Consider the following 21,597-nt stretch of genomic DNA (forward strand, 5'->3'; position numbering starts at 1 on the left):
TTAAGCGCTGATATAACAGCGTTTAAGCGGGTTTTTTCTTATTTGTCGATTTGACAAAAGTAACAACCCTTTGCTACAGTAAGGTTGTTACTTGTTTATTTTTGGGTATCATTATCCTCACATAGTAATAATCTACGAAAGGAGTGCTTCTATGGAAAAAATTAAAATAGAACACGTATCGAAAGTGTTTGGCAAACATATTCCCCAAGCACTAGAACTCGTTAAGCAACAAAAAAGTAAGACTGATATCTTAAAAGAAACAGGTGCAACTGTTGGAGTATACGATGCAAGCTTTACTGTCAACGAAGGAGAAATCTTTGTTATTATGGGATTGTCAGGAAGTGGCAAATCCACGCTTATACGGCTTTTAAACCGCCTAATTGAACCAACGAGCGGAAATATATATATCGATGGAGAAAATATTTCTACCATGGGAAAAGAAAGTCTACGGTCTGTACGAAGAAACAAAATGAGCATGGTTTTCCAAAACTTCGGTTTATTCCCCCATCGTACATTACTTCAAAATACCGAATATGGCCTTGAAATTCGAGGTATTTCAAAAGAAGAACGGCAAGCAAAAGCTGAACAGGCTTTAGAAAATGCTGGATTACTCGCTTATAAAGACCAGTATCCAAATCAGTTATCAGGTGGTATGCAGCAGCGTGTTGGTTTAGCACGAGCCCTTGCTAATGATCCTGAAATATTACTAATGGATGAAGCATTTTCAGCACTTGATCCATTGATTCGCAAGGAAATGCAAGATGAGCTACTCGATCTACAACAAACATTGAAAAAAACAATTTTATTTATCACACATGATTTAAATGAAGCATTACGCATTGGGGATCGCATTGCCATTATGAAGGATGGCTCTATCATTCAGATTGGTACGGGTGAAGAAATATTAACCAACCCAGCAAATGATTATGTCAAAACATTCGTGGAAGATGTGGATCGATCTAAAGTATTGACAGCTGAAAATGTCATGGTACGACCAGTTTATGTCAATACAGACCTAGATGGCCCTAAAGTGGCACTAAAGCGTATGCGTCAAGAGGCTGTAAGTTTATTAATGGCTGTTGATAAAAATAGACATTTAAAAGGCTATATCACTGCAGACGATGCACTAGCTGCAGCGAAGAAACAAGAGCAAACCGTCCATTCTATTGTGCAATCAGAAGTATTAACTGTTCCACCAGATATGCTACTACAGGATATTTTAGGGATGATTTATAATTCTCCTACTCCTATTGCCGTTGTGAAAGATGGTCGCTTGCTTGGTGTACTAATTAGGGGCGTTGTCATCCAAGCACTGTCAACTAGCGATGAGGAGGCCGAATCACATGAATAACTTTTTAGATAATATTCCAACATTACCATTAGCTCCGTGGGTAGAATCAGCTATGGACTGGTTGACGAGTAATTTTTCAGCGTTCTTTAACTCTATTCAGCAATTCGGAAAACTACTCATGAATCAGGTCACTGATTTATTAATTAGTATCCCAGCCATTATTCTTATACTTCTTGTCGTGATATTTGCCTTCTTCGTTTCAGGCAAAAAGTTAGGGCTTGCTGCATTCTCATTAATTGGCTTGTTGTTTATCTATAACCAAGGATTATGGACTCATCTTATGGAAACAACCACGCTTGTGATCTTTTCCAGTATTATATCCATCATCATCGGTATTCCACTAGGTATCTTAATGTCAAAATCAACGGTAGCTGAAAACATTATTAAACCAATACTAGATTTCATGCAAACAATGCCTGGCTTTGTCTATTTAATTCCAGCCGTTGCCTTTTTTGGTATTGGTATTGTACCTGGTGTCTTTGCATCCGTTATCTTTGCTTTACCCCCAACTGTACGTATGACAAACCTCGGTATTCGTCAAGTACCAAAAGAATTAGTGGAAGCTGCAGACTCCTATGGTAGTACAGCTAGCCAAAAATTATTTAAAGTAGAAATCCCCCTTGCTAAATCAACCATTATGGCTGGGATTAACCAAACCGTTATGCTGTCACTTTCTATGGTAGTTATTGCCTCTATGATTGGGGCTCCTGGTCTAGGACGTGAAGTATTAACAGCCCTTCAACGTACTCAAGTTGGGAATGGCTTCGTTGCAGGATTAGGCTTAGTTATTTTCGCGATCATTATTGACCGTTTAACACAAAGCCTCAATAAAAAGAAAGCATTATAGAAATGTCATCTTTCTTGCTACCATCCATCCTCCGGTGGATGTCGGCAGTTTGGATACAAAATGATGAAGAGAAAGGGAGATTCGATGAAACTGAAAACACTATCAAAGTTAGGAATGGCTCTAGGTCTAGGCTTCATGCTTGCTGCATGTAGTGGAGGCGACTCAGGCTCAAGTTCTGGAAAAAACAGTGATTCTAAGGAGGTAAACCTAGCCTATGTTGAGTGGGATACAGAAATTGCCTCAACGAATGTTGTTGGGCAGGTACTCGAAGATTTAGGTTATGATGTAACATTAACTCCTTTGGATAATGCGATCATGTGGGAGGCTGTCTCGAAAGGAGAGGCTGATGGAATGGTTGCTGCTTGGCTACCACATACACATGCTTCACAATATGAAAAATATAAAGCTGATTTAGATGAGCTAGGTGAAAACCTTGCTGGTGCAAAAATCGGTTTAGTTGTACCAAGCTATATGGATGTCAATTCTATTGAAGATTTATCTAATGAAGCAGATCATACAATCACTGGTATTGAGCCAGGTGCGGGCATTACTGCTGCTACAGAAAAAGCATTAGAAGAATATGATAATTTAGCAGATTGGAACTTTATTACTTCTTCTTCTGGTGCGATGACAACTGCATTATCAAAAGCGCTGAAAGATAAGGAAGAGATTATTGTCACAGGCTGGTCACCACACTGGAAATTTGCGAAATATGATCTTAAATACTTAGAAGATCCAAAGGGTGTATATGGTGGAGAAGAAACGATTAATACATTCGTACGTAAAGGCTTAAAAGAAGATTTACCAGATGTATATTCAGTACTCGATAACTTCCACTGGACAGCAGAAGATTTAGAAAGTGTTATGTTAGAAGTAATGGATGGTAAAGATCCAAAAGACGCTGCGAAAGAATGGGTTGATGCTAATCCAGATAAAGTGGCTGAATGGACAAAAGACGTAAAAAAATAATATAAAAACAGGCACTCCTGCATAAGAGGAGTGCCTGTTTAATTATGATAGCAATTTCAACATGATTGCTGCTCCTAATACAAGGATAATACAAACGATGCGTCGCCAGTCCTTAGATTCATTAAAAAACAGCATACCTAGCAGTGCTCCCCCAGCTGCACCAATCCCTGTCCAGATCGCATAGGCAGTACCCATTGGTAATGTTTCCATCGCATAGGCAAGGCCTGCAAAACTTAAGGTGAATGCACCAATCAACAGTCCTAAATTTTTCATACTCTTCGTCTTATTATATTTACTAATCATATATACACCCATCATCTCACATAACCCTGCAACAACTAATGCCATCCATGCCATTATTCACTCACCTCTTGTTCCTTAGGCTCTCCTGTTACTAGCTTTAAGCCTACAACTCCTGCAAGTAACACAACAATACATATGATTTTTGCTAATTTCCACGGCTCTCCAAATAGCAAGCTATCCGCACATACAGTACCAGCTGTTCCTAATCCGACAAAGATTGCATAAACGGTCCCAACTGGTAGATGCTCACCTGCTTTAATGAGCAAATAAAAACTAATAAAAATGGCAATTGCTGTACCAATCCATTCTAGTACACTTGTTGCATGCTTTAACCCAATGACCCAGCCAACTTCAAAGCAAGCCGCTATAATGACGCTGATCCATTGTTTATTCATCATAAATCCCTCCATTTTATAAGACACGGCCGAATAATTGGATGATCCAACTACTTTTTCAGCATTCGCCAAATGACTTGATTTTAGCCAAACAAAAAAAGCCTGAAGAAACTGTCTTTAAACAGTATCTCCCAGGCTTTTATCCTTCCGTGTCACAAAATCAATTTGTGGTTTTCTCTCGGACCAGACTAGCAAGCGCTACGGAACCCTAGAAAACTTTTATTCGATTATTACTCTTAGTATAGCAAACTATTCAATGATTTTCCACTGGTACATAGCCAACCTTTTCTACCATTGCCTGCCCTTCCTCAGAAAGAATCCAATCAATCAGTTTCTGTACATTTTGATTTTCCGTTCCTGCTGTGATGGCATAAAATTCAGACACTAAAGGATATGTACCATTTTGAATATTTTCTTTTGTTGGTGCTACTCCGTCAATGGATAGTAATTTGATCTTTTTGTTACCAACCATCTCTGTAGAATAATATCTAAACGTAAAGCCCAAGGCATTTTTATAATTTCGATATTGCGACACTTCACGAATGATTCCACCCATTCCTGATGCAACATCTTCAGTGGGTGCCTCCATGATTGGCGTATTGCCCATCAGCTTTTCTAGTGTCGTTTGGCTTCCACTATCTGCTGGGCGTTGGAAAGCACGAATGGCCTCATCCTCCCCACCCACTTCACGCCAATTAGTTATTTCTCCAGCATATATTTTTTTGACCTGCTCAAGTGTTAAATTATCGATTTTATTTTTACGATGCACAAAAAAGACAAATGCCTCTCTACCAATTGGCGTCATATCAAATGTAAGTCCTTCCTTTTCTGCCTGCCATTCTTGTGAGGTGGACGGGGCTGCCACAAAGATCAAATCAACATCTCCAGCTATTAAATTTTGATAGGCCTCTGGTGTACGACTTACTTGAACTCTACTATTATATGGAGGATATTCCCCTTTGGGATAAGTTGCCTCCACAAAAGCCGCATATAAAGGGTACATGGCTGTTGCACCATCTAGTCGTGGTAATGACTCTGTCAATTGTAAGGAAGCTTTATTTTTCACTATTTCATTGCCAGGAACAAATGGCTGATAGACTGTTACATCAATTTCCGCATCAACAGTGGGAATACTCATTTTATAATAATGTTGAATCGGTTTAATGGCTGCAATCAACAGGGCGATTCCCATGACACCAAATAGCAAGCCCCTTCGTTTTTTTGTGTTGGTCCATTTAAACATACTACAAACAATCCAGACAAATAAACAAACGGGTATAGTAAAGACCAAATTAATTAAATGCAGCCCACCACTCAATGTGATCATGAATGCCACTATTAATGTCACAAAGGACAAACCAATTAATATAGATACTATTTGTAGTAATCTAAGCATACAAAGACCTCCCTAGTGTAATTTTACACTCCTTACACCAATGGTACCCGAAAGATAAAGCATTCACAACTATATATTCTGAAAATTATGGTAAAATTAATTTTGTCTGGATTTAATGAATGCTTTTTGTATGAAGGTGGTATATCAACTATAGAAAAGGGATCTTTTCGAAAATCTCAAAAAATCTCGACAACCTATGCTAGGGCATAATTGATACAAGTAGGAGGGTGTACATATGGCAATTGAAAAAGTACGTCGCCATTTAGCACAATGGCATGTAGAACACAAAATACAAGAATTAGAAGAAAGCTCCGCAACAGTTGAGTTAGCAGCACAGGCGCTTGGCTGTGAGCCAGAGCGCATAGCAAAATCTTTATCTTTTCTTGTAAATGATGGAGCGATCTTAATTGTGGCTGCTGGTGACGCAAAAATCGATAATGCAAAATATAAATCCGTATTTGGTACGAAGGCAAAGATGTTATCCAAAGATGATGTGGAGACGATGATCGGCCATGATGTCGGAGGTGTATGCCCTTTTGGTGTGAATGAGGGCGTAGCCATTTATTTAGATGAATCTTTAAAACGTTTTACTACAGTATTTCCAGCGTGTGGTAGTAGTAATTCAGCCATTGAGGTAACCATTTCAGAACTTGAAACATATGCTCCCTATAAAGAATGGATTGATGTCTGTAAAGGCTGGAATGAATAAGGACCAAACGATTGGCGATACTTTTAAAAGTCTCGCCAATTCATGTTGTTGAAAAAAGATAATATCGCTAGGAGAAATAATACCTTTTGGCAAGGTAAGGGTTGATTTCCGTTCCGCCAGCGTCCTTTCCAGGGGGCGTCCAATGAGCCGCTTCTCTCACTTACGTTCGCTCTAGGGTCTCATCAGTGACGCTAAATCCCCTAGGTGTGACGCTGGCTCCTCTCCAATCAACCATTCTGCAAAGTGTCTTTACTTTTTTAATAGTAGCATAGTAATAAAATCGCCCATTATCTGTATTCATAGAGGGGATAAGCTCTTATTTTCAATGTGGAGAAGTGATGAGTGACAAGAAGTGAACACCTTCACTTTATTTGAAAACCTTTGCTAAAAAGATAACACTTCTGTAGGTTGGAGTGGAAGGCTACTTGACTCCCGTGGGATAGCGAGTCAGGCAAAACGCTAAACGGAGCGGAGCGAAGGAAGCGGTTCGGCGCTCGCCCACAGGAAAGCAAGTAGCCTGCAACGGCAATCCATTTTCACCTTCTAAAAAAATTTTATGGGTGGTTTTGTTTTTCAGCACTATAGATTTGTTACTCCTTGTAACCAACGGCTAACCAATGTGAATCCCATTCTGTAATTTGATTGCCTACCCGACAGCTTAAACCACATGCACAATTATCAGCAACAAATGAGCCAATTAGCCACTTCTTAGCACGATATCCTTCTTTTAACTGCACTTTTCTGCTAGGCATCTCCACATACTGTTGGTAAATAAACAAATTATCATCATAGTGTTTGGATGTGGAAGCATTTACTCTCCGCCCACTTCCTGCGTAAATTTCTACTGTATTTCCCTCACGAGAATAAACAGGCTTCTTGACATAGGGTACATCATCGCGAATAAATGGTTCTGCTGTAAGGTATGTAGGAAGCATATATTGCAAAATAGCTGCTCGTTCCTCGGAAGTAAAGAGCAATGGATCATTTCTCCGCTCCCATATTAACCATAATAAGATTTTCGATTGTAATACATAGGCAGCAGGTGGATTAATAATTGCTAGCTGTCGTTTTTTGACAAGCTCTAAAAGATGCAAGCCAATGCGATCACCATCTGCTGCCACATCATCTATTAAAAACTCTACAGGGTGTGCGGGTCTAAATAAAATATCAATTTTCTCCATTGTAGGTGTATAAAGACCTTGTGCTACCTCAGACGTGTCATTAGAAAAGATAATAAGCTCTTGTATGGGCACATACTCAATGTCAAAAGGAATACAGGACTTGATAAACTGTACCTGGCAATACTCTTCGTAATCCTCTTCCGCTGTTTTTCCTGTGATGACAATCTTCGGCTTTTCGACATTATGTAAATATTGGATGGCAGCAAAAAGAGCGCCCGACAATGCTTTTTGTAAGGCTGTTACATCATTGGGATTTTTATAGCCAAAATGCTGACATAGTGCATCATTCAGCTTGAAGGTTTCTTGTACAAGAAAAGGGGTTTCTCCATTTAACTCTAAACATTTAATGTAGCCCTCCTCTGTACAAATAAAATCAAATCGTGCCAGAATTGATTGCTGCTGTAAATAATCTAATTGAATATATGGGATCATTTCCGGTCGAATACCTAAGGCTAAGAGCTGATCGACCGATAAATGTTTAAATTGTTTCCCGACTTTTAAAAAGATGCGCCAAAGCATTTGTGTTGCATAATGAAGTTGATCAATTTGTTGCTTTGGCAATTCTAAAACATCATATAATGCGTACTCTAAATCCTCAAAGTCAGGAAAGAAGTCAGGGAATTTTGAGTAAAATGCTTGTCGTTGCTGTGTGTGATTCATCATGTTCTTCACTCCCTATCCTAACCTTACGAGGAGGACGAGCCGCCACGAGATGCCCCACCAGAACCAAAGCCCGATTTTCCTGTGCTTGAGGAAGAGCTATTGGAGTAGGAATTGGAACTCTTAGATGAACTATCCGTCGAATAGGTGCGTTGTCCACTCGAATAAGAATTTGATCCACTTGAAGTTGAGCTACCTGAAGTTGAACTAGCCTTATTTTGCGTACTGTTTGTTATACCATTTGTATGTTTACTTTCATCCTTAGCGCTTGATGACGATCGTGGCACTGCTGAGCCGCCACCATTGCTTTGCTCATCTCGATCTGTACCATTTTTTAAATTGCGACTTTTATATATCGCACTTCCTATCATGGCTCCAGCCGTTGCATACATCAAACCATTAAAGAAATGCTGGGCATAGTAAGGTGAATTTTCATCGATACATTCAAAGGAACCATCATCACCTTCTTGCCATTCATCACAGGCATCAGCCATTTCACTATTGTAAACACTTTCTATTTCATCACTTGTATTTGCTTGATTTTGATCTTCAGTGATCTGATTAGAAGTAGTTAAAGGGTATTCTTCTGCTGTTTGAGTTTCACTATTTCCACATGCTGCAAGCTGTACAGCCATCAAAGATGCCGTTGTCACAGCCATATATTTTTTTATTTGCTTAGCCATATTATAAACGCTCCTTTATTTCTGGTACCTAGTTTACGATTATCTCCTATTTTAGGTTTCATTTTTTACAAAAACATACAATTTATTTTAGCAGAAAAAATCCCAAACAGTAGGATTGTTTGGGATTTACAGTATTTTATGATTGTTTGGACACGACTTTTTTTCCATAAGTCATATATCGCCATAATTTTTCAAATGGTCCTATTGTAAAGAACTTAAACCAAATCACGCTAAAAATTATTTGAATGATAAACGTAATACTAGCTATCACTACAATATCTGATGGTGAAACTACTTCTAGCCCCATTAATGAAATAATGGCTGTTCCAATAAAGCTTTGCGCTAAATAATTTGTAAAGGCCATTTGCCCCACACGTCCAATTGGCTGAAGTAGCTTCGCTATTGTTTTATGTTCTAATAGAATAAACAAACAACTTAGATAAAAATAGGTTGTTGGAACAACCCCTAAGCCAATGATAGATTGAAGCTGTTCGTCATCTGCTTGTGTGGCAAACCAAATCCATAATGAGCATCCAATAAAGAACGGGAAAGTACTATAAAGCAACCATTTTATTTTTTGACTATGCGCTCCAATGTGCCCAATCCAATCAGCTTTTGCTACTAAAAATCCACTTAAAAACATAATAAAGATGGCTACGGCATCATTGCCAAAAAAGCCAAATATAGCTGACGAAACTGCATTAGACGGCACATACATTTGTCCTAATAATGCCAGAATATGCAGTGTGATAATCGTAAACAACCATTTAGAAATGGTTGAAACCTTCGCAGAGTAAAATGGTAGCAATAAAAAACCAATCACTGCGTAAATGGCTAGGATAGAGCCCCAAAAAATAAAAATATGAATAATACCTATAACCAATAGAGCCAATAAGCGTCTTGCAAAGCGCATTCTCGGTCTATCTCCCCGCGCTTCTGCACGTGTAGCAAAAATATAAAAACCAACCCCAAATAGGAATGAAAAGATAGAGAAAAATTTCTTTTCTATAAAAATATTAATAAGTGAATCAATAACCCCATTGATTCCGCTCATATCAGGCATTGGTGCACCCTCCATCAAGAGCTGATAGGCACCTACATTAATAAATAAAATACCAAATAACGCTAATCCTCGAATAATATCTAAGGCAATGATTCGTTCTTTTTGTGTAACGGATGGATTCATGTTGAAAAACTCCTTATCTTTTATGCTATAGCTAGCATAACTCCCCATCCTTACAAGTAATTATTTTTAAGCTTACAGGAACCTTACAAATCAAAAAGAATAGTCTTATAGTTTTTTATCCTCTTCTACGATGAAATATTACATATTTTATAGTAAAAACATCGAAAAGAGAGGTTTAGGAGATGAATAGAAATCGCAAGCTCGGTTTTTGTTATCCCGGCTACCGATACTGTGGTCCTGGCTGCTCAGGACCAGCTACGCCTACAAATGCAGTGGATGCTTGCTGTAAACTGCATGATGAATGCTATGAACGCCACGGTAGCACAAAGTACTGTGATGAATTGTTTCAACAATGCCTCCGTCCACATATGAACGCTCCAAATAAAATGGCTAGAGACGCTAGACTATTCTATCGAGTTTTTGAATTACGCAATCGTTTCTTTTAAAAGCAGATAAAGCTCACGATGTTTTTAATAACCGCGTGGGCTACTTTTTGTATAGATAGCATATTTTTGTGGTGTCGTAAAACCAAGCTTTGTGCCTAGGTGAATGGATCCTGTATTCGAAATGTCACAATCCCAACAAGGCTTTAGCTGGTTGACAAGACAATGATCTATAAATGTTTCTGCAATGCTACTTGCTAATCCTTGTCCTCTAAAATTCGAATCTGTCATAATATCAATTTCTGCATACTCATTTGATTTAAATATAGAGACCGCTTCACTAATGATTTGTTCTTTATGTACGAAACAAAAGCCAAAGCCATTTTTGAGGAAATTAGAGATAGAATCCCAATATTCCTCATAATATGTCTGATCAAATTCCAGTGAATTTTTAATCAAGGGTTCAGTAATAAATTTGACTTCGTAATCACTTTCCCCATGCTTCTCTCTATGATTATAAATATTTTCATCAAATGTAAATGTATAGCGTTCTAGCTTTCTCAGTTGATTATTTAACAATTGTTCGATTTTAGTATTCCACTGTTCTGAATAAGAAAATAAGGTAAACCGTTTCTGTTGTTCTATAGCCTGTTGAAAACAATAGGCAAGATGATAATCAATCGAAGTCTTATTTTCATTGCCATATACATAGTATATCCCTGATTTCGTGTGAAATAATAATGTTTGAAAAGCAGCTGTATCAGAATAGACAGCTCCTTCTATCATTCGATCTAGTATACTATACACAAATGTCGGGGCTCTTGAAATAAATTGTTTAATGATAGGATATTGCTCTTCCGAGACTTTTATCATGCTATTTCCTCCAGTATTTTGCAGTATGTATCATTTCTATTATAATAAACTTATATCCATTTGAAGGGACTGAATTATGCGCAGATAGCAATATTTTTCATCCAACATCATCATAATTTTGGAGGTAAAAGTATTGATTGAAAATATCGACACGGAAAGATTGCGGTTACAAAAAATGGAGAAAGCTGATGCTAAAAGTTTATTAACCATTTGGTCTGATCCTGATGTAACCAAGTATATGAACATTACTCAGTTTACACAAGAAGAGCAAGCCTTGGAAATGGTTGAACTTCTAGAACAATTAGCTAAGCAACACAAGGCAATCCGCTTCTCTATTTTTGAAAAGGCATCCAATCATATCATTGGGTCATGTGGCTTTAATATGCTTGATTATGACAATGCTCTAACAGAGATTGGCTATGATTTGGGCAAGGAATATTGGGGAAAAGGCTATGCAACAGAAGCTATAACTGCTTTAATTGATTATGCCTTTAAGCACTTAAAAATGGAAACCATTGTGGCAGAAGTTGACGCTGCCAATATCAATTCAATCAAGGTTTTAAAAAAATTGAATTTCATTTACCAAGAGAAGCACAATACTGATGATACTCTACAACTTTACACTTTAACAAAATCGTAAGAAGAAAAGGCTAAGCATGGTAGAATTCAACCAATACTTAGCCTTTTTGATTAATGATACATTCCGTTATTAATTTTCCCTGTCAGCTTTTCTATTTTTACTTCAAATAGTTCAATTTTCGGCATAATCGGATAGCCTTCTCTTTCAAATGTCCATTCAGGATTGCCATACTTCTCCAGTAACGCATCAAAGAACCATTCTTTTTTCGTTTCCTCTTCAATTCTTTCGATATGTCCAAACAAAACAACACTTTGATAAACTAGTGCGGATTGACAGGCATATTTTTTGCCTGGATGTAAATCACCCATATCGCAAACTTCTATACAAATTTTAGGATTTTGTTTGATATTTGACCAAAAGTGACTTTCTCGAAGATTACCAATATGCAAGTATAGTTTGTCCTCCCCTTCATATACATAGACAAACGGAATAACATAAGGAAAACCTTCCTCATCAACTGTTGCAACATGCGCAACTTTTCCCAACTTTAAGTATTGCTGTGCATCCTCTTGTGAAATTTCAACACGTTTGTTTTGAATCGTACCTCTCATCATTTCTTAACCCCCTCATGAAATTATGTAACGATTAATAAACACCGCTAAACCGTTCATTTTAAACATATATATATTTTACATCTTTAATAAAACTAAAAAAAGGGTAAATTTTTTTAATAGAATAATAAAAGCCAAGGATGCACTAGTATAGCATCCTTGGCTTTTTTGTTATTTAATTGGAATCCAAATTTCTGAATACGCATCAGGGCTATAAGCATCCTCTTCAGGATAAACCTCCAACTCTGCTGTTCCTGCTGGTTCATATGGGTTGGATGGGAACCACTCTGAATAAATTTGTTTCCACGTATTTTGCATTGCATCAGGCATAGGTCCATGTACTTCAAAGATAACCCATTTGGATGCAGGTACTTCCATTGTTAAGAGATCTTCCCCTACTTCTCCTACATGATCAGTAGCAATCCAATAATCAATGAAGCCCTTTTGTCCCTGTTCAGTATTTGGTACACAAACACCTAATACACCATTGACCGTGCCATTATTTAATTGGTATAGCTGGTGATCAAAGCCACTTTGGTTTACCTCTTGCCAAAATAGAGGTATTTCCGTTGTATTCTCCCCATTTTGACAGTTGTATGTTCTTTTTACACCCACAATTTGAAACTTGTCTTTTTCAATAATTTTATATTTCATTGGTTCTGCTCCCTTCAAGCTTACCTGTATGACCAGGCGATTATATGATTGTAATGGTCCTTGCTTCTTTCTTGCTTCACTAGGCGTAACATGGTGCTGTTTTCGAAACGCTTTAGTAAAGGCTTCAGGAGTTTCATAGCCGTATTTGTAGGCGAGATCGATTATTTTTTGTTCAGTACCCAGCAATTCTTGTGCAGCTAATGTTAATCTTCTTCGCCGCAGATAATCTGCAATAGACATATCTGTCAAAATGGCAAATGTTCGCTGAAAGTGAAAGACAGAAGAATTAACCTCCTGCGCAATCTGTTCAATCGTAATATCCTCTAATAAATGCTCCTCCATATAATTAATGGCCTTTTGTATCGACTCAATCCAACTCATTGCTTTCACTCCTTGATTCCATCTTAAAATAGATACTGCTATATAACCTGTCTTTTTATGCTAACTTTGGACAGGTTTTAAGGGAAGTATTTTTTATGATCTACTCCCCTTGCTTAATTTCCTCCTTTATCTACACTTTTTTCTCTATCTCCTCAAAATTTCATTGTACTCGAAATCAAAATATATTGAAAAATAACAATAATGTATTTATAATAACGGACAAGACCTTTATTGTCCTTAAATAAAAATAAAGCGTCCTAAAAAGGAGGAAGAATTGAATGAGTGAGTTACATACGCAATTGAGTGTTGGCAAACGAAATTTTATCTTTTCATTATTATTTCTAGCATGGTTAGTCGATTCATTAACATTGTTCGGTATGAATGTGGCCATTATCCCCATTAGCAAAGAATTACATTTAACACAGACACAAAGCGGGTTGGTCATCAGTAGCTTTTGGCTAAGCAGTGCACTGATGACATTGCTAGCAGGATGGGCCTCTGATAAGTTTGGCTCACGGAAAATAATTGTTATTGCTGTTTTCATGATTTCCCTCTTCTCCCTACTGACTGGGATGATTGGCTCTTTTATGGCAATCTTAGCTATTCGTTTTATTCTTGGTCTTGGTGATGGTGGTTTACCGACAGGCAGTGGCGTTGCCATTACGGAGATTTTCAAAAAAGATGTTCGTGCACGGGCTAAATCGATGCTTCTAGCTGCTCAATTAATTGGTGGTGTTCTTGCTTTGTATTTGGCTGGTTTAATTGCTGATACTTGGGGCTGGCGCACAATGTTTTACATTATTGGTGGTGTTGGTCTAATTGTCACTCTTTTATTGTTTAAGTTTTACAATCCCCCAAAGCTTATTAAACAACAGGTGGCAGAAACTTCAAATGGTCGTCCAATGAAAGAACTCTATAAAAGTTCATTTTTATGGATGCTTGTCGTGATGTACTTTTGCTCAAGTACAGTCCATTGGGGTTTCTCGTCATGGCTTCCCTCCTATTTGGAACAAACGCGGAATTTAAATTTACGAGAAGTCGGATCACTTGCTATGATTCCACAGGCTTGTGGATTAATCGCAGCTATTATCACAGGATTTTTAATTGATAAAGGACTTGCTGGAAAAGAAAAAATAATTGTATTGATTGGTGCCATTGTTTCAGGCCTATGCCTTTATATGATGTTTAATGCATCGAGTATTCAGTTAGCGATTTCCTTTCAGAGTATCTTCTCTATAGGGGATTCAGCCATTTCAATGGCAATTTTGGCCATTCCACTTAAGTATGTTTCTCAAAAAATTATAGGCTCTTTTTTAGGCATGATGTATTTCGCTAGTGGTATGGCTGGCTTTATTGCCCCAACAGCTATGGGTGCTCTTATTGATGGTTTTGGAGGCTCATTCCAAGCAGCCTTCTTCTTCCTAATCGGTGCCTTAGTCATCGTGGTAATCTGTGCGGTATTCTATAGAATTCCATCAAAGAATAGTAGTTTAATTGATCATGCATAAAAAGAAAGGTAAGGGTGAGTTTATTTGACCAAACATAGTAGACTATCACAAATTATTGAAGAAAAACGAGAAAAATTAATTGAAGTGAGTAATCAAATCTGGCAATATGCTGAAACAGGATTTGAAGAATTTAAATCTGCTGAACTATTAAGCAAAGCACTAGAGGATGAAGGTTTTGAAGTGGAGAAAGGTGTTGCCCAAATTGAAACCGCCTTCATAGGAACGTCTGGTCATGGCAATCCTGTTATCGCATTTCTAGGAGAATTTGATGCGCTTACTGGTTTAAGTCAACATGGCGGTATAGCGCAGCCAAATCCACAAGAAGCAGGAGGTAACGGTCATGGGTGTGGACATAATTTATTAGGTACAGGTTCACTTGGTGCTGCTATTGCATTACGTGATTACATGCAAGAGAACAATATCGAAGGAACGGTCCGTTATTACGGTTGTCCTGGGGAAGAAATCGGTGGCGGTAAGACCTTTATGGCAAGAGAGGGTGTTTTTGATGATGTTGATATTGCTTTGACTTGGCATCCAGGAACAACGAATAATATTATGTCGGTTGCCACACTCGCTTGTTACGAAGTGTACTTTAAATTCAAAGGTAAAAGCGCCCATGCAGCTGCTAGCCCTCACTTAGGGAGAAGTGCTCTTGATGCTGTGGAGTTGATGAATATAGGAGTAAATTATTTACGAGAGCATATCATTCCTGAAGCAAGAGTCCATTATGCCATTACAAATACAGGTGGTTTTTCTCCAAATGTTGTACAAGCAGAGGCAGAAGTTTTGTATTTTGTAAGAGCTCCAAGAGTTTCTCAAACGGAGGATATCTACCAACGTATTTGTGAAATTGCAAGAGGTGCTGCTCTGATGACTGGTACTGAGGTAGAAATAGATCTAGCTTCAGCTCTTTCTAATGTGCTTCCAAATACAACATTAGAACAGGTTATGTATGAAAATTTCATTAAATTAGGTACACCTTCTTATTCAGATGAGGAAATACAATTTGCTAGTGCTATTCGTAAAACACTATCGGAAGAGGAAAAAAAGGCGGATGTGCAAAGAAATCGTCAATTAGCTGGAAAAGATATTGCGGATATTATTGATCCATTTAAGCCTGATGAATTTATGGCTGGATCTACTGATGTAGGTGATGTTAGCTGGCTTGTCCCAACTGCACAATGCATGACCGCATGTGAACCACTTGGAACCCCTCTTCATACATGGCAAATCGTAGCAACAGGGACAACTTCCTTAGCACATAAAGGCATGCTTCATGCAGGGAAAGTTATGGCTTCTACAGCACTGGATGTCCTTCTACAACCAGAATTAATTGAACAAGCGAAGGCAGAATTAATTGAACGTCGAGCTGGTGAGGTATACACTTCCCCTCTGCCATCAGATGTAAAGCACTACAAAATTCGCTCATAGCATAACAAGAGAGTCCATATATCTATGGACTCTCCTTAGAATGGAGAAATTTTATAAACCTTACGTGGACGTCCGCGTGTATGGGGTTTCTCCTCTGCAACGACTTCAGCAAATCCTTTTTCCTCAAGGGTTGTTAATATTCTGCGCGCACTTCGAGCTGGTATCTGCATATATTTTGCTAGCTCATTAGCATTCAGCTCATCACTTGCTAATTTTTTCAATGAGGACTTTAACTTATTTAATGTCATCACACTTAAGGTGGTTTTCTGACTTAAAGCCTCTAATTCTTCTGAGGTATAGGAGTATGTAAGTTGTTCAGGCTTTCCAAGCGGTCCTGCAATTTTTTTATCATCAAAACAAACCATCCATGAACCCTTATCGCATTCCTTTGCATGCAATAAGGCATTTCCAGCGTTTATTTCTGCGTCATATACCGTTTGACCAATCCCAATTCCACAAGTCATGGCCTCTTGATCTAGCGGTGTGAAATCTTCTATATCAGGCATTTGGTTAAAATTCTTCGTTATATCCTCCATTAAGCCTCTCGTAGTGAAAATCACATAACGCCCAAATCTTGTAGATTTAATGGAACCATGGATGCTTTTTGTGTACGTCAGCAAATGCTCCATTATCTTAAGTTCCATTCTAAACAGCTCATCTGTTGAGAAGTTATTTTTTGCGATTCCTAAAAATGGATCAATTTCGATTATTTGTACAGCAATTTGAGTCGCCTTATAGCGTAGCATTTCATATGTTCGTAGCATATTCGTAATAACAGCCTCTACAGCCATCGAGGATGGGAACAATCGATAGGTTGGAACACCTAGCAATTGTAGTTCATGATGAATAGGATGACCAGTAATTGCAGCCTTTGTTTGGCCACTTTCCCAAAGCTTAAAATGATAGTGCACAAGCTCTTTTAATGAAATTGTCTCCGATTCCACAAATTTAGGCTTTACTTCAATCCCTGCCTCCACCAAGGCCTGCTCCCATGCATCACTATTACCAGCATCGTAGCTAATTTCATTCACGTCGATTTTGTGTTCGTACAATACCTTTAACACGGTTTTATATAAGGATGATCCTTTATACACAACATAAAAAACTGGTGTCTTTAGTTGGTTCCAACTTTGCACAATATTATAGGTGATGGGCCCTGTACACAGCCACATATCCATTTCTTCCATCAATAAAGGTGTCACTTTTTCATCTAAATCCTCTTGTGCTAGACATTCTATCGAGGTAAATATAAACTCTGGCCAATTTTTCAAGACAGCTTCGACAAATTCAATCGAGTCTGAAGGGCCAAGAAGACCTAACCGTATTTTCAACCAAACCCCTCCTTTGTTCGATGAACATGATAATTTTATTATAGCAAAAGTATATAAAATACATATAAATTTCCGACAACTATCGATTTTCATTTACCCACTGTAAATATAAGAGAGGAGGTATTTTTTGTAAAATACCAAGGTGCTCCGGATAAAAAATAGGTCTTTCCATCAAGTGGTAAAATGGCAGTAGAAAACTTTGAGGCACTATGGATGTTCATTACTTTGAAACTGAACTGGTTAGGGAGAAAAATGATGATCCATGATCCAGATGAATTAATTTATGACAATCTAAGGAGGAAGAAACCCGATTACCATTAACCTTCCCCAACAATCGAGTTTATCTTTTATTAAAAAAAGTCACGTCTCATCGACATGACCCCTCTTGTTAAATAGTGTAATTGTTTTGCTGATAAATAATTAAAGCAGAATGGATGACCGTCTGCTCTCCAATAAAGAGCGTATTGTATTTGATATCAAGTATGAAAAAGCCTTTTAAATCTACTAAAGCACGGTTAATATCAAGTTCAAATTGCACAATATCATTGTTTTGAATTGTCACAACTTGAGTTATCTGTGTCATCGTTCACACTCCTTTAATCTTATGATAGAGCAAAAAGAAGTACATGTCACATAAAAAAGTTGGAGCTAAAAAAGCCCCAACACCTTTAGTACATCGTTAAATATTCCTCACGCTCCCAGTTATGGACACGTGTGCGATATTTATTCCATTCAATTTCTTTGGCAGCTGTAAATTTATCATAAATATGGTCACCCAATGCATCACGAACAATGGTATCCATCTCTAATTCAATTAGCGCAAATTCTAATGAGGATGGTAAACTATCAATCCCGTTCAACTCCCGATCTGCTGCTGTCATTTTATAAATATTACGGTCTACCGCGGCTGGTGGTGTTAAATCTTTTCGTATACCATCCAGCCCAGATGCTAGAATAACAGCCATTGCTAAATAAGGGTTTGCTGCTGGATCAACTGAGCGCAATTCAATTCGTGTAGATAAGCCACGTGCTGCTGGAATGCGAATTAATGGTGAGCGGTTTTGAGCAGACCACGCTACATAGCAAGGGGCTTCATAGCCAGGTACTAATCGTTTATAGGAATTGACAAGTGGATTCGTGATAGCTGTAAAACCATGCACATGCTTCATAATTCCTGCCATAAAGCTACGTGCGGTTGCGCTTAATTGCAAGTCTGCATGTTCATCATAGAAGGCATTTTTATCACCTTCAAATAAGGAGAGATTAAAATGCATTCCTGAGCCATTGACCCCAAATAGTGGCTTTGGCATAAATGTTGCGTGGAGACCATGCTGTGCAGCAATGGTTTTTACCACCAGTTTAAATGTTTGGATATTGTCACATGCCTCAATAGCACTCGCATACTTAAAGTCGATTTCATGCTGGCCTGGTGCTACTTCATGATGAGACGCTTCAATTTCAAAGCCCATCCCCTCTAGCTCTAAAACAATATCACGACGACAGTTCTCTCCCAAATCAGTTGGCGCTAAATCAAAATAGCCTCCACTATCATTTAATTCCAGTGTCGGATGCCCTTTTTCATCCAACTTGAATAGGAAAAATTCAGGCTCTGGCCCTAAATTAAACGACGTAAAGCCCAGCTCCTCCATTTCCTTCAATACTCGTTTTAAATTGGAGCGTGGATCTCCTTCAAACGGTGTACCATCTGGTCTTGCAATATCACATATAAAGCGAGCTACTTTCCCCTTTTCAGCAGTCCAAGGAAAAATCACAAAGGTATTGATATCTGGCTTTAAATACATATCTGATTCTTCAATACGCACAAAACCTTCGATTGAAGAGCCGTCAAACATAACTTTATTATCTAGCGCTTTTTCTAATTGACTGACAGGAACTTCCACATTTTTGATTGTCCCTAAGATATCTGTAAATTGTAGGCGAATAAATTTCACATTTTCTTCCTTCACTCGGCGTATAATATCTTCTTTGGTATAATGTTTCATTCTTCACCACTCCAATGTAATTTTAATTAACACGTTTTTTATAACTGCTCTAAAAATACATTAAATTTGAAGAATAAGCAATATGTATGTAAGGTTTTATGACATGCTTTTTATCGAATATATTAATCCTTATTTTAGATTAATTTTTCTTACCACATTTCCATCTCAAATAGCGATCTTTCATCTTTAAAAAAGGGCAAAATTACTACTTTCTACAAAAGGCCTTTAGTCTTACAAAAATTCTTCGTCACTCTAAAAATGAACAGTCTAGTATCATGACTAGAGACGAAGTATTCACTACTTCCCCATGCATTAATTGTAGATATATCAAGAACATCGTTAAAAAGATAACCCGTGAACCCTATCCAAGAACCAAGATGTCAAAAATCCTATTGATTAAGTTTTACTTTATATCACAAAAGCCTTGTATAATGCGATATTTATTGGTAAATTTATAGCAAATTAGAATTTTAATTTATTCATATTATCAGTAAATACGGAGTATATAATTATGGTTAGAAATCATTATGTTGGCTTCCAGGAAATATTTAGTTATAGATACATAAGGCGGTGAATTAAGTAGGCATGTCAGTATTAATTATTGGCAGCGTAAGTAATGATGTGCTACGTCTGCAAAAGTATTTTCATCGTATCAGCATCCCCAATATTTATTGCTTTTCAACAACGGAAGCAGCAATGAACTATTTAGTAGATTCAGCTTTGAAAGATGAGCTGGAATTAATCGTACTTGACACGAAAATGACACTCAGCAATTGCGAGGAAATTTGTCAGCACATTCATGTACTTAAAAATTGGATAGATGTCCCTATCCTTCTATCTACTACCTACGAAAAAAACATAACAATCGATAGGGTTTTTGAAGCAGGCATTTTCGACTTTATTTTAAAGCCGTTTGATTTTACTCATTTTAAGACTCGAATTCAAGTAGCCTTAAAATATCAGAGGGAAGCCAAGCTTCGAAAGCAGCAAGAAAGTATGATTCAAAAAGATTTATTTGTTGCAAAAAAATTCCAAAAGAACGCACTATCTCCTCCATTAAATCTTGAGCAAATACAGGTTGATGGTCTTTACGTAACATCCAATACACTAGGAGGTGACATGTACTGCTGGTTTAAGATTAATGACCATTTAACCGCCATTCTTCTGTACGATGCAATGGGGCATGGCATAGCTGCATCACTCGTTACTATGTCCATCAGATCATTATTAAAAGGAATGATTACTAAGTTAATTGATCCAGTAGCCGTAATCCAAGAACTTAACCGCCAAATTTACGAGCTATTTTCTGATGAGGATATGGACCGTTTTTTAATGACAGCAATCTACATACTTCTAGATACAAAAAACGGCACTTTGCACTATGTGAATGCGGCTCACCCTTCTGGTTTTTTATTTGGAAAATTTGGAGAAACAGTCTTCCTCCCAGCGAATACGCCTATCCTCGGACTATTCCCTACTATTCAAATAAATAAAAAAACAATACCTTTATCAGGCTGGCATCGTATTATTCTTTATACGGATGGATTATTAACATTGAACGAGCAAAACTCAATTGATATGGACTTTTTCTACGCCTATGCTTCACAGGATAACAGCTATGCACTACAAAAGTTTTCTCAAAAGTACAATTTATTTGATAATGATTACAGCGATGACATCACAGTCGTTTCAATAACAATTACATTAAAGGGTAGGTGATTGAAGATGGAATTCACACTCAATGTAAATCCTGATACACAAGCTATAGCCTTTATTGATCAAGTAATGGAGAATTATACAGAGATATATAATCTACCTTATAAACGAGAGTTAAGATTTGTTGTTCATGAACTAGTCATCAATGCCGTAGAGGCTATGGGAAAAATTAATACACCCGCTCAAAAGAAGATTCAAATACAAGTAACTCAATCAAACGAAGAGATAAAAATAACAGTCACTGACGAAGCAAAAGGCATTGACGAAAAGGACTGGGACAAAGTTCTTCAATTCGATTTAGACAAATTTGATTATGCTGATCGTGGACGCGGTTTATTTTTTGTCAAAAATATGGTCGACCATATTTGGTTCGAAAATATTTCTGAAACAAAATTTTTAGTTGGTATTTCCAAAAAGATTCATCTATAAAGTAAACGTAAAATTGG

The 21,597-nt window shown here is 37.6% G+C and carries 23 protein-coding genes and 1 riboswitch; of the genes, 11 read left to right on the forward strand and 12 right to left on the reverse strand.

Annotated features, from left to right (window positions below; translation table 11 throughout):
- The first annotated feature begins 151 nt into the window (after positions 1–151).
- The 3 genes from C7B89_RS08575 (at position 152) to C7B89_RS08585 (ending at position 3,167) form a co-directional block, all read left to right on the forward strand.
- On the forward strand, positions 152–1,351 hold the full coding sequence (locus C7B89_RS08575; RefSeq protein ID WP_048391251.1) for a quaternary amine ABC transporter ATP-binding protein: 1,200 nt from the start codon (positions 152–154) through the stop codon (positions 1,349–1,351).
- Positions 1,344–2,198 carry an ABC transporter permease gene (locus C7B89_RS08580; protein ID WP_048391252.1) on the forward strand — a complete coding sequence of 285 codons (855 nt, stop codon included), beginning with the start codon at positions 1,344–1,346 and terminating at the stop codon, positions 2,196–2,198. Before C7B89_RS08575 ends, C7B89_RS08580 begins: the two co-directional genes overlap by 8 nt.
- 84 nt (positions 2,199–2,282) lie before the next feature.
- A complete protein-coding gene (locus C7B89_RS08585) occupies positions 2,283–3,167 on the forward strand; it encodes a glycine betaine ABC transporter substrate-binding protein (protein WP_048391254.1) in 885 nt (294 codons plus the stop codon).
- Between the two features lie 42 nt (positions 3,168–3,209).
- Here the strand turns inward: C7B89_RS08585 and C7B89_RS08590 are convergent, their stop codons facing one another.
- From C7B89_RS08590 to C7B89_RS08600, 3 genes are all read right to left on the reverse strand, one after another.
- The gene (locus tag C7B89_RS08590) at positions 3,210–3,524 is read right to left on the reverse strand and encodes a DMT family transporter (RefSeq protein ID WP_016991838.1); all 315 of its coding nucleotides are present in this window, start codon (positions 3,522–3,524) and stop codon (positions 3,210–3,212) included.
- Complete coding sequence (locus C7B89_RS08595) at positions 3,524–3,865, reverse strand: DMT family transporter (RefSeq protein WP_004232293.1); 342 nt, start codon at positions 3,863–3,865, stop codon at positions 3,524–3,526. Before C7B89_RS08595 ends, C7B89_RS08590 begins: the two co-directional genes overlap by 1 nt.
- A gap of 126 nt (positions 3,866–3,991) precedes the next feature.
- Positions 3,992–4,088, reverse strand: a riboswitch (guanidine-I (ykkC/yxkD leader).
- Positions 4,089–4,118: 30 nt separating this feature from the next.
- Positions 4,119–5,261, reverse strand: coding sequence for a PstS family phosphate ABC transporter substrate-binding protein (locus C7B89_RS08600; RefSeq protein WP_115673505.1), 1,143 nt, complete (start codon positions 5,259–5,261; stop codon positions 4,119–4,121).
- 235 nt (positions 5,262–5,496) lie between these two features.
- Here C7B89_RS08600 and C7B89_RS08605 point away from each other — a divergent pair, with 235 nt between their 5' ends.
- Positions 5,497–5,970, forward strand: a complete 474-nt coding sequence (locus C7B89_RS08605) for a YbaK/EbsC family protein (protein WP_054550618.1) — start codon at positions 5,497–5,499, stop codon at positions 5,968–5,970.
- A gap of 590 nt (positions 5,971–6,560) precedes the next feature.
- Here C7B89_RS08605 and C7B89_RS08615 read toward each other — a convergent pair.
- The 3 genes from C7B89_RS08615 to C7B89_RS08625 form a co-directional block, all read right to left on the reverse strand.
- The gene (locus tag C7B89_RS08615; RefSeq protein WP_115673507.1) at positions 6,561–7,814 is read right to left on the reverse strand and encodes a glutathionylspermidine synthase family protein; all 1,254 of its coding nucleotides are present in this window, start codon (positions 7,812–7,814) and stop codon (positions 6,561–6,563) included.
- Between the two features lie 23 nt (positions 7,815–7,837).
- The gene (locus C7B89_RS08620; RefSeq protein WP_112117579.1) at positions 7,838–8,494 is read right to left on the reverse strand and encodes a hypothetical protein; all 657 of its coding nucleotides are present in this window, start codon (positions 8,492–8,494) and stop codon (positions 7,838–7,840) included.
- Positions 8,495–8,630: 136 nt separating this feature from the next.
- Complete coding sequence (locus C7B89_RS08625; protein WP_115673508.1) at positions 8,631–9,680, reverse strand: DUF418 domain-containing protein; 1,050 nt, start codon at positions 9,678–9,680, stop codon at positions 8,631–8,633.
- Positions 9,681–9,862: 182 nt separating this feature from the next.
- Here C7B89_RS08625 and C7B89_RS08630 point away from each other — a divergent pair, with 182 nt between their 5' ends.
- Positions 9,863–10,126, forward strand: coding sequence for a Parvovirus coat protein VP1-like protein (locus tag C7B89_RS08630; protein WP_115673509.1), 264 nt, complete (start codon positions 9,863–9,865; stop codon positions 10,124–10,126).
- 24 nt (positions 10,127–10,150) lie between these two features.
- On the opposite strand, the gene C7B89_RS08635 is transcribed toward C7B89_RS08630, so the two are convergent.
- Positions 10,151–10,936: a GNAT family N-acetyltransferase gene (locus tag C7B89_RS08635; RefSeq protein WP_115673510.1), complete on the reverse strand. Its 786-nt coding sequence runs from the start codon at positions 10,934–10,936 to the stop codon at positions 10,151–10,153.
- A 133-nt stretch (positions 10,937–11,069) separates the two neighbouring features.
- Between C7B89_RS08635 and C7B89_RS08640 the strand changes: the two genes are divergently transcribed.
- On the forward strand, positions 11,070–11,576 hold the full coding sequence (locus C7B89_RS08640) for a GNAT family N-acetyltransferase (protein WP_115673511.1): 507 nt from the start codon (positions 11,070–11,072) through the stop codon (positions 11,574–11,576).
- Positions 11,577–11,626: 50 nt separating this feature from the next.
- On the opposite strand, the gene C7B89_RS08645 is transcribed toward C7B89_RS08640, so the two are convergent.
- On the reverse strand, positions 11,627–12,130 hold the full coding sequence (locus C7B89_RS08645) for a pyridoxamine 5'-phosphate oxidase family protein (protein ID WP_244205596.1): 504 nt from the start codon (positions 12,128–12,130) through the stop codon (positions 11,627–11,629).
- Positions 12,131–12,298: 168 nt separating this feature from the next.
- Complete coding sequence (locus C7B89_RS08650) at positions 12,299–13,162, reverse strand: AraC family transcriptional regulator (RefSeq protein ID WP_048391271.1); 864 nt, start codon at positions 13,160–13,162, stop codon at positions 12,299–12,301.
- A gap of 278 nt (positions 13,163–13,440) precedes the next feature.
- Here C7B89_RS08650 and C7B89_RS08655 point away from each other — a divergent pair, with 278 nt between their 5' ends.
- Both C7B89_RS08655 and C7B89_RS08660 read left to right on the forward strand, forming a co-directional pair.
- Positions 13,441–14,670, forward strand: coding sequence for an MFS transporter (locus tag C7B89_RS08655; RefSeq protein WP_048391272.1), 1,230 nt, complete (start codon positions 13,441–13,443; stop codon positions 14,668–14,670).
- A gap of 24 nt (positions 14,671–14,694) precedes the next feature.
- Positions 14,695–16,101 (forward strand): M20 family metallopeptidase, encoded by a 1,407-nt coding sequence (locus C7B89_RS08660; protein ID WP_115673512.1) that lies wholly within the window; start codon positions 14,695–14,697, stop codon positions 16,099–16,101.
- A 35-nt stretch (positions 16,102–16,136) separates the two neighbouring features.
- Here the strand turns inward: C7B89_RS08660 and C7B89_RS08665 are convergent, their stop codons facing one another.
- On the reverse strand, positions 16,137–17,432 hold the full coding sequence (locus C7B89_RS08665) for a helix-turn-helix domain-containing protein (protein WP_115673513.1): 1,296 nt from the start codon (positions 17,430–17,432) through the stop codon (positions 16,137–16,139).
- 183 nt (positions 17,433–17,615) lie between these two features.
- Here C7B89_RS08665 and C7B89_RS22900 point away from each other — a divergent pair, with 183 nt between their 5' ends.
- Positions 17,616–17,753, forward strand: coding sequence for a hypothetical protein (locus C7B89_RS22900; protein ID WP_158539186.1), 138 nt, complete (start codon positions 17,616–17,618; stop codon positions 17,751–17,753).
- 67 nt (positions 17,754–17,820) lie between these two features.
- Here the strand turns inward: C7B89_RS22900 and C7B89_RS08670 are convergent, their stop codons facing one another.
- Together C7B89_RS08670 and glnA are read right to left on the reverse strand one after the other, a co-directional pair.
- The gene (locus tag C7B89_RS08670) at positions 17,821–18,015 is read right to left on the reverse strand and encodes a hypothetical protein (protein WP_048391275.1); all 195 of its coding nucleotides are present in this window, start codon (positions 18,013–18,015) and stop codon (positions 17,821–17,823) included.
- Between the two features lie 85 nt (positions 18,016–18,100).
- Positions 18,101–19,435 (reverse strand): type I glutamate--ammonia ligase, encoded by a 1,335-nt coding sequence (gene glnA, locus C7B89_RS08675; protein WP_048391277.1) that lies wholly within the window; start codon positions 19,433–19,435, stop codon positions 18,101–18,103.
- Between the two features lie 585 nt (positions 19,436–20,020).
- On the opposite strand from glnA, the gene C7B89_RS08680 reads away from it, so the two are divergent.
- Both C7B89_RS08680 and C7B89_RS08685 read left to right on the forward strand, forming a co-directional pair.
- Positions 20,021–21,154, forward strand: coding sequence for a response regulator (locus C7B89_RS08680; protein ID WP_048391278.1), 1,134 nt, complete (start codon positions 20,021–20,023; stop codon positions 21,152–21,154).
- A gap of 6 nt (positions 21,155–21,160) precedes the next feature.
- On the forward strand, positions 21,161–21,580 hold the full coding sequence (locus tag C7B89_RS08685; RefSeq protein WP_054550610.1) for an ATP-binding protein: 420 nt from the start codon (positions 21,161–21,163) through the stop codon (positions 21,578–21,580).
- Positions 21,581–21,597: the final 17 nt, after the last annotated feature.

The sequence above is a fragment of the Lysinibacillus capsici genome (assembly GCF_003367505.1).
GTDB lineage: Bacteria > Bacillota > Bacilli > Bacillales_A > Planococcaceae > Lysinibacillus > Lysinibacillus capsici.

Bases quoted from the DNA above. Each gene is read 5' to 3' on its own strand.
- C7B89_RS08575 (WP_048391251.1), top strand. From the start codon at position 152: ATGGAAAAAATTAAAATAGAACACGTATCGAAAGTGTTTGGCAAACAT.
- C7B89_RS08580 (WP_048391252.1), top strand. From the start codon at position 1,344: ATGAATAACTTTTTAGATAATATTCCAACATTACCATTAGCTCCGTGG.
- C7B89_RS08585 (WP_048391254.1), top strand. From the start codon at position 2,283: ATGAAACTGAAAACACTATCAAAGTTAGGAATGGCTCTAGGTCTAGGC.
- C7B89_RS08590 (WP_016991838.1), bottom strand. From the start codon at position 3,524: ATGGCATGGATGGCATTAGTTGTTGCAGGGTTATGTGAGATGATGGGT.
- C7B89_RS08595 (WP_004232293.1), bottom strand. From the start codon at position 3,865: ATGAATAAACAATGGATCAGCGTCATTATAGCGGCTTGCTTTGAAGTT.
- C7B89_RS08600 (WP_115673505.1), bottom strand. From the start codon at position 5,261: ATGCTTAGATTACTACAAATAGTATCTATATTAATTGGTTTGTCCTTT.
- C7B89_RS08605 (WP_054550618.1), top strand. From the start codon at position 5,497: ATGGCAATTGAAAAAGTACGTCGCCATTTAGCACAATGGCATGTAGAA.
- C7B89_RS08615 (WP_115673507.1), bottom strand. From the start codon at position 7,814: ATGATGAATCACACACAGCAACGACAAGCATTTTACTCAAAATTCCCT.
- C7B89_RS08620 (WP_112117579.1), bottom strand. From the start codon at position 8,494: ATGGCTAAGCAAATAAAAAAATATATGGCTGTGACAACGGCATCTTTG.
- C7B89_RS08625 (WP_115673508.1), bottom strand. From the start codon at position 9,680: ATGAATCCATCCGTTACACAAAAAGAACGAATCATTGCCTTAGATATT.
- C7B89_RS08630 (WP_115673509.1), top strand. From the start codon at position 9,863: ATGAATAGAAATCGCAAGCTCGGTTTTTGTTATCCCGGCTACCGATAC.
- C7B89_RS08635 (WP_115673510.1), bottom strand. From the start codon at position 10,936: ATGATAAAAGTCTCGGAAGAGCAATATCCTATCATTAAACAATTTATT.
- C7B89_RS08645 (WP_244205596.1), bottom strand. From the start codon at position 12,130: ATGATGAGAGGTACGATTCAAAACAAACGTGTTGAAATTTCACAAGAG.
- C7B89_RS08650 (WP_048391271.1), bottom strand. From the start codon at position 13,162: ATGAGTTGGATTGAGTCGATACAAAAGGCCATTAATTATATGGAGGAG.
- C7B89_RS08655 (WP_048391272.1), top strand. From the start codon at position 13,441: ATGAGTGAGTTACATACGCAATTGAGTGTTGGCAAACGAAATTTTATC.
- C7B89_RS22900 (WP_158539186.1), top strand. From the start codon at position 17,616: ATGGCAGTAGAAAACTTTGAGGCACTATGGATGTTCATTACTTTGAAA.
- C7B89_RS08670 (WP_048391275.1), bottom strand. From the start codon at position 18,015: ATGACACAGATAACTCAAGTTGTGACAATTCAAAACAATGATATTGTG.
- glnA (WP_048391277.1), bottom strand. From the start codon at position 19,435: ATGAAACATTATACCAAAGAAGATATTATACGCCGAGTGAAGGAAGAA.
- C7B89_RS08680 (WP_048391278.1), top strand. From the start codon at position 20,021: ATGTCAGTATTAATTATTGGCAGCGTAAGTAATGATGTGCTACGTCTG.
- C7B89_RS08685 (WP_054550610.1), top strand. From the start codon at position 21,161: ATGGAATTCACACTCAATGTAAATCCTGATACACAAGCTATAGCCTTT.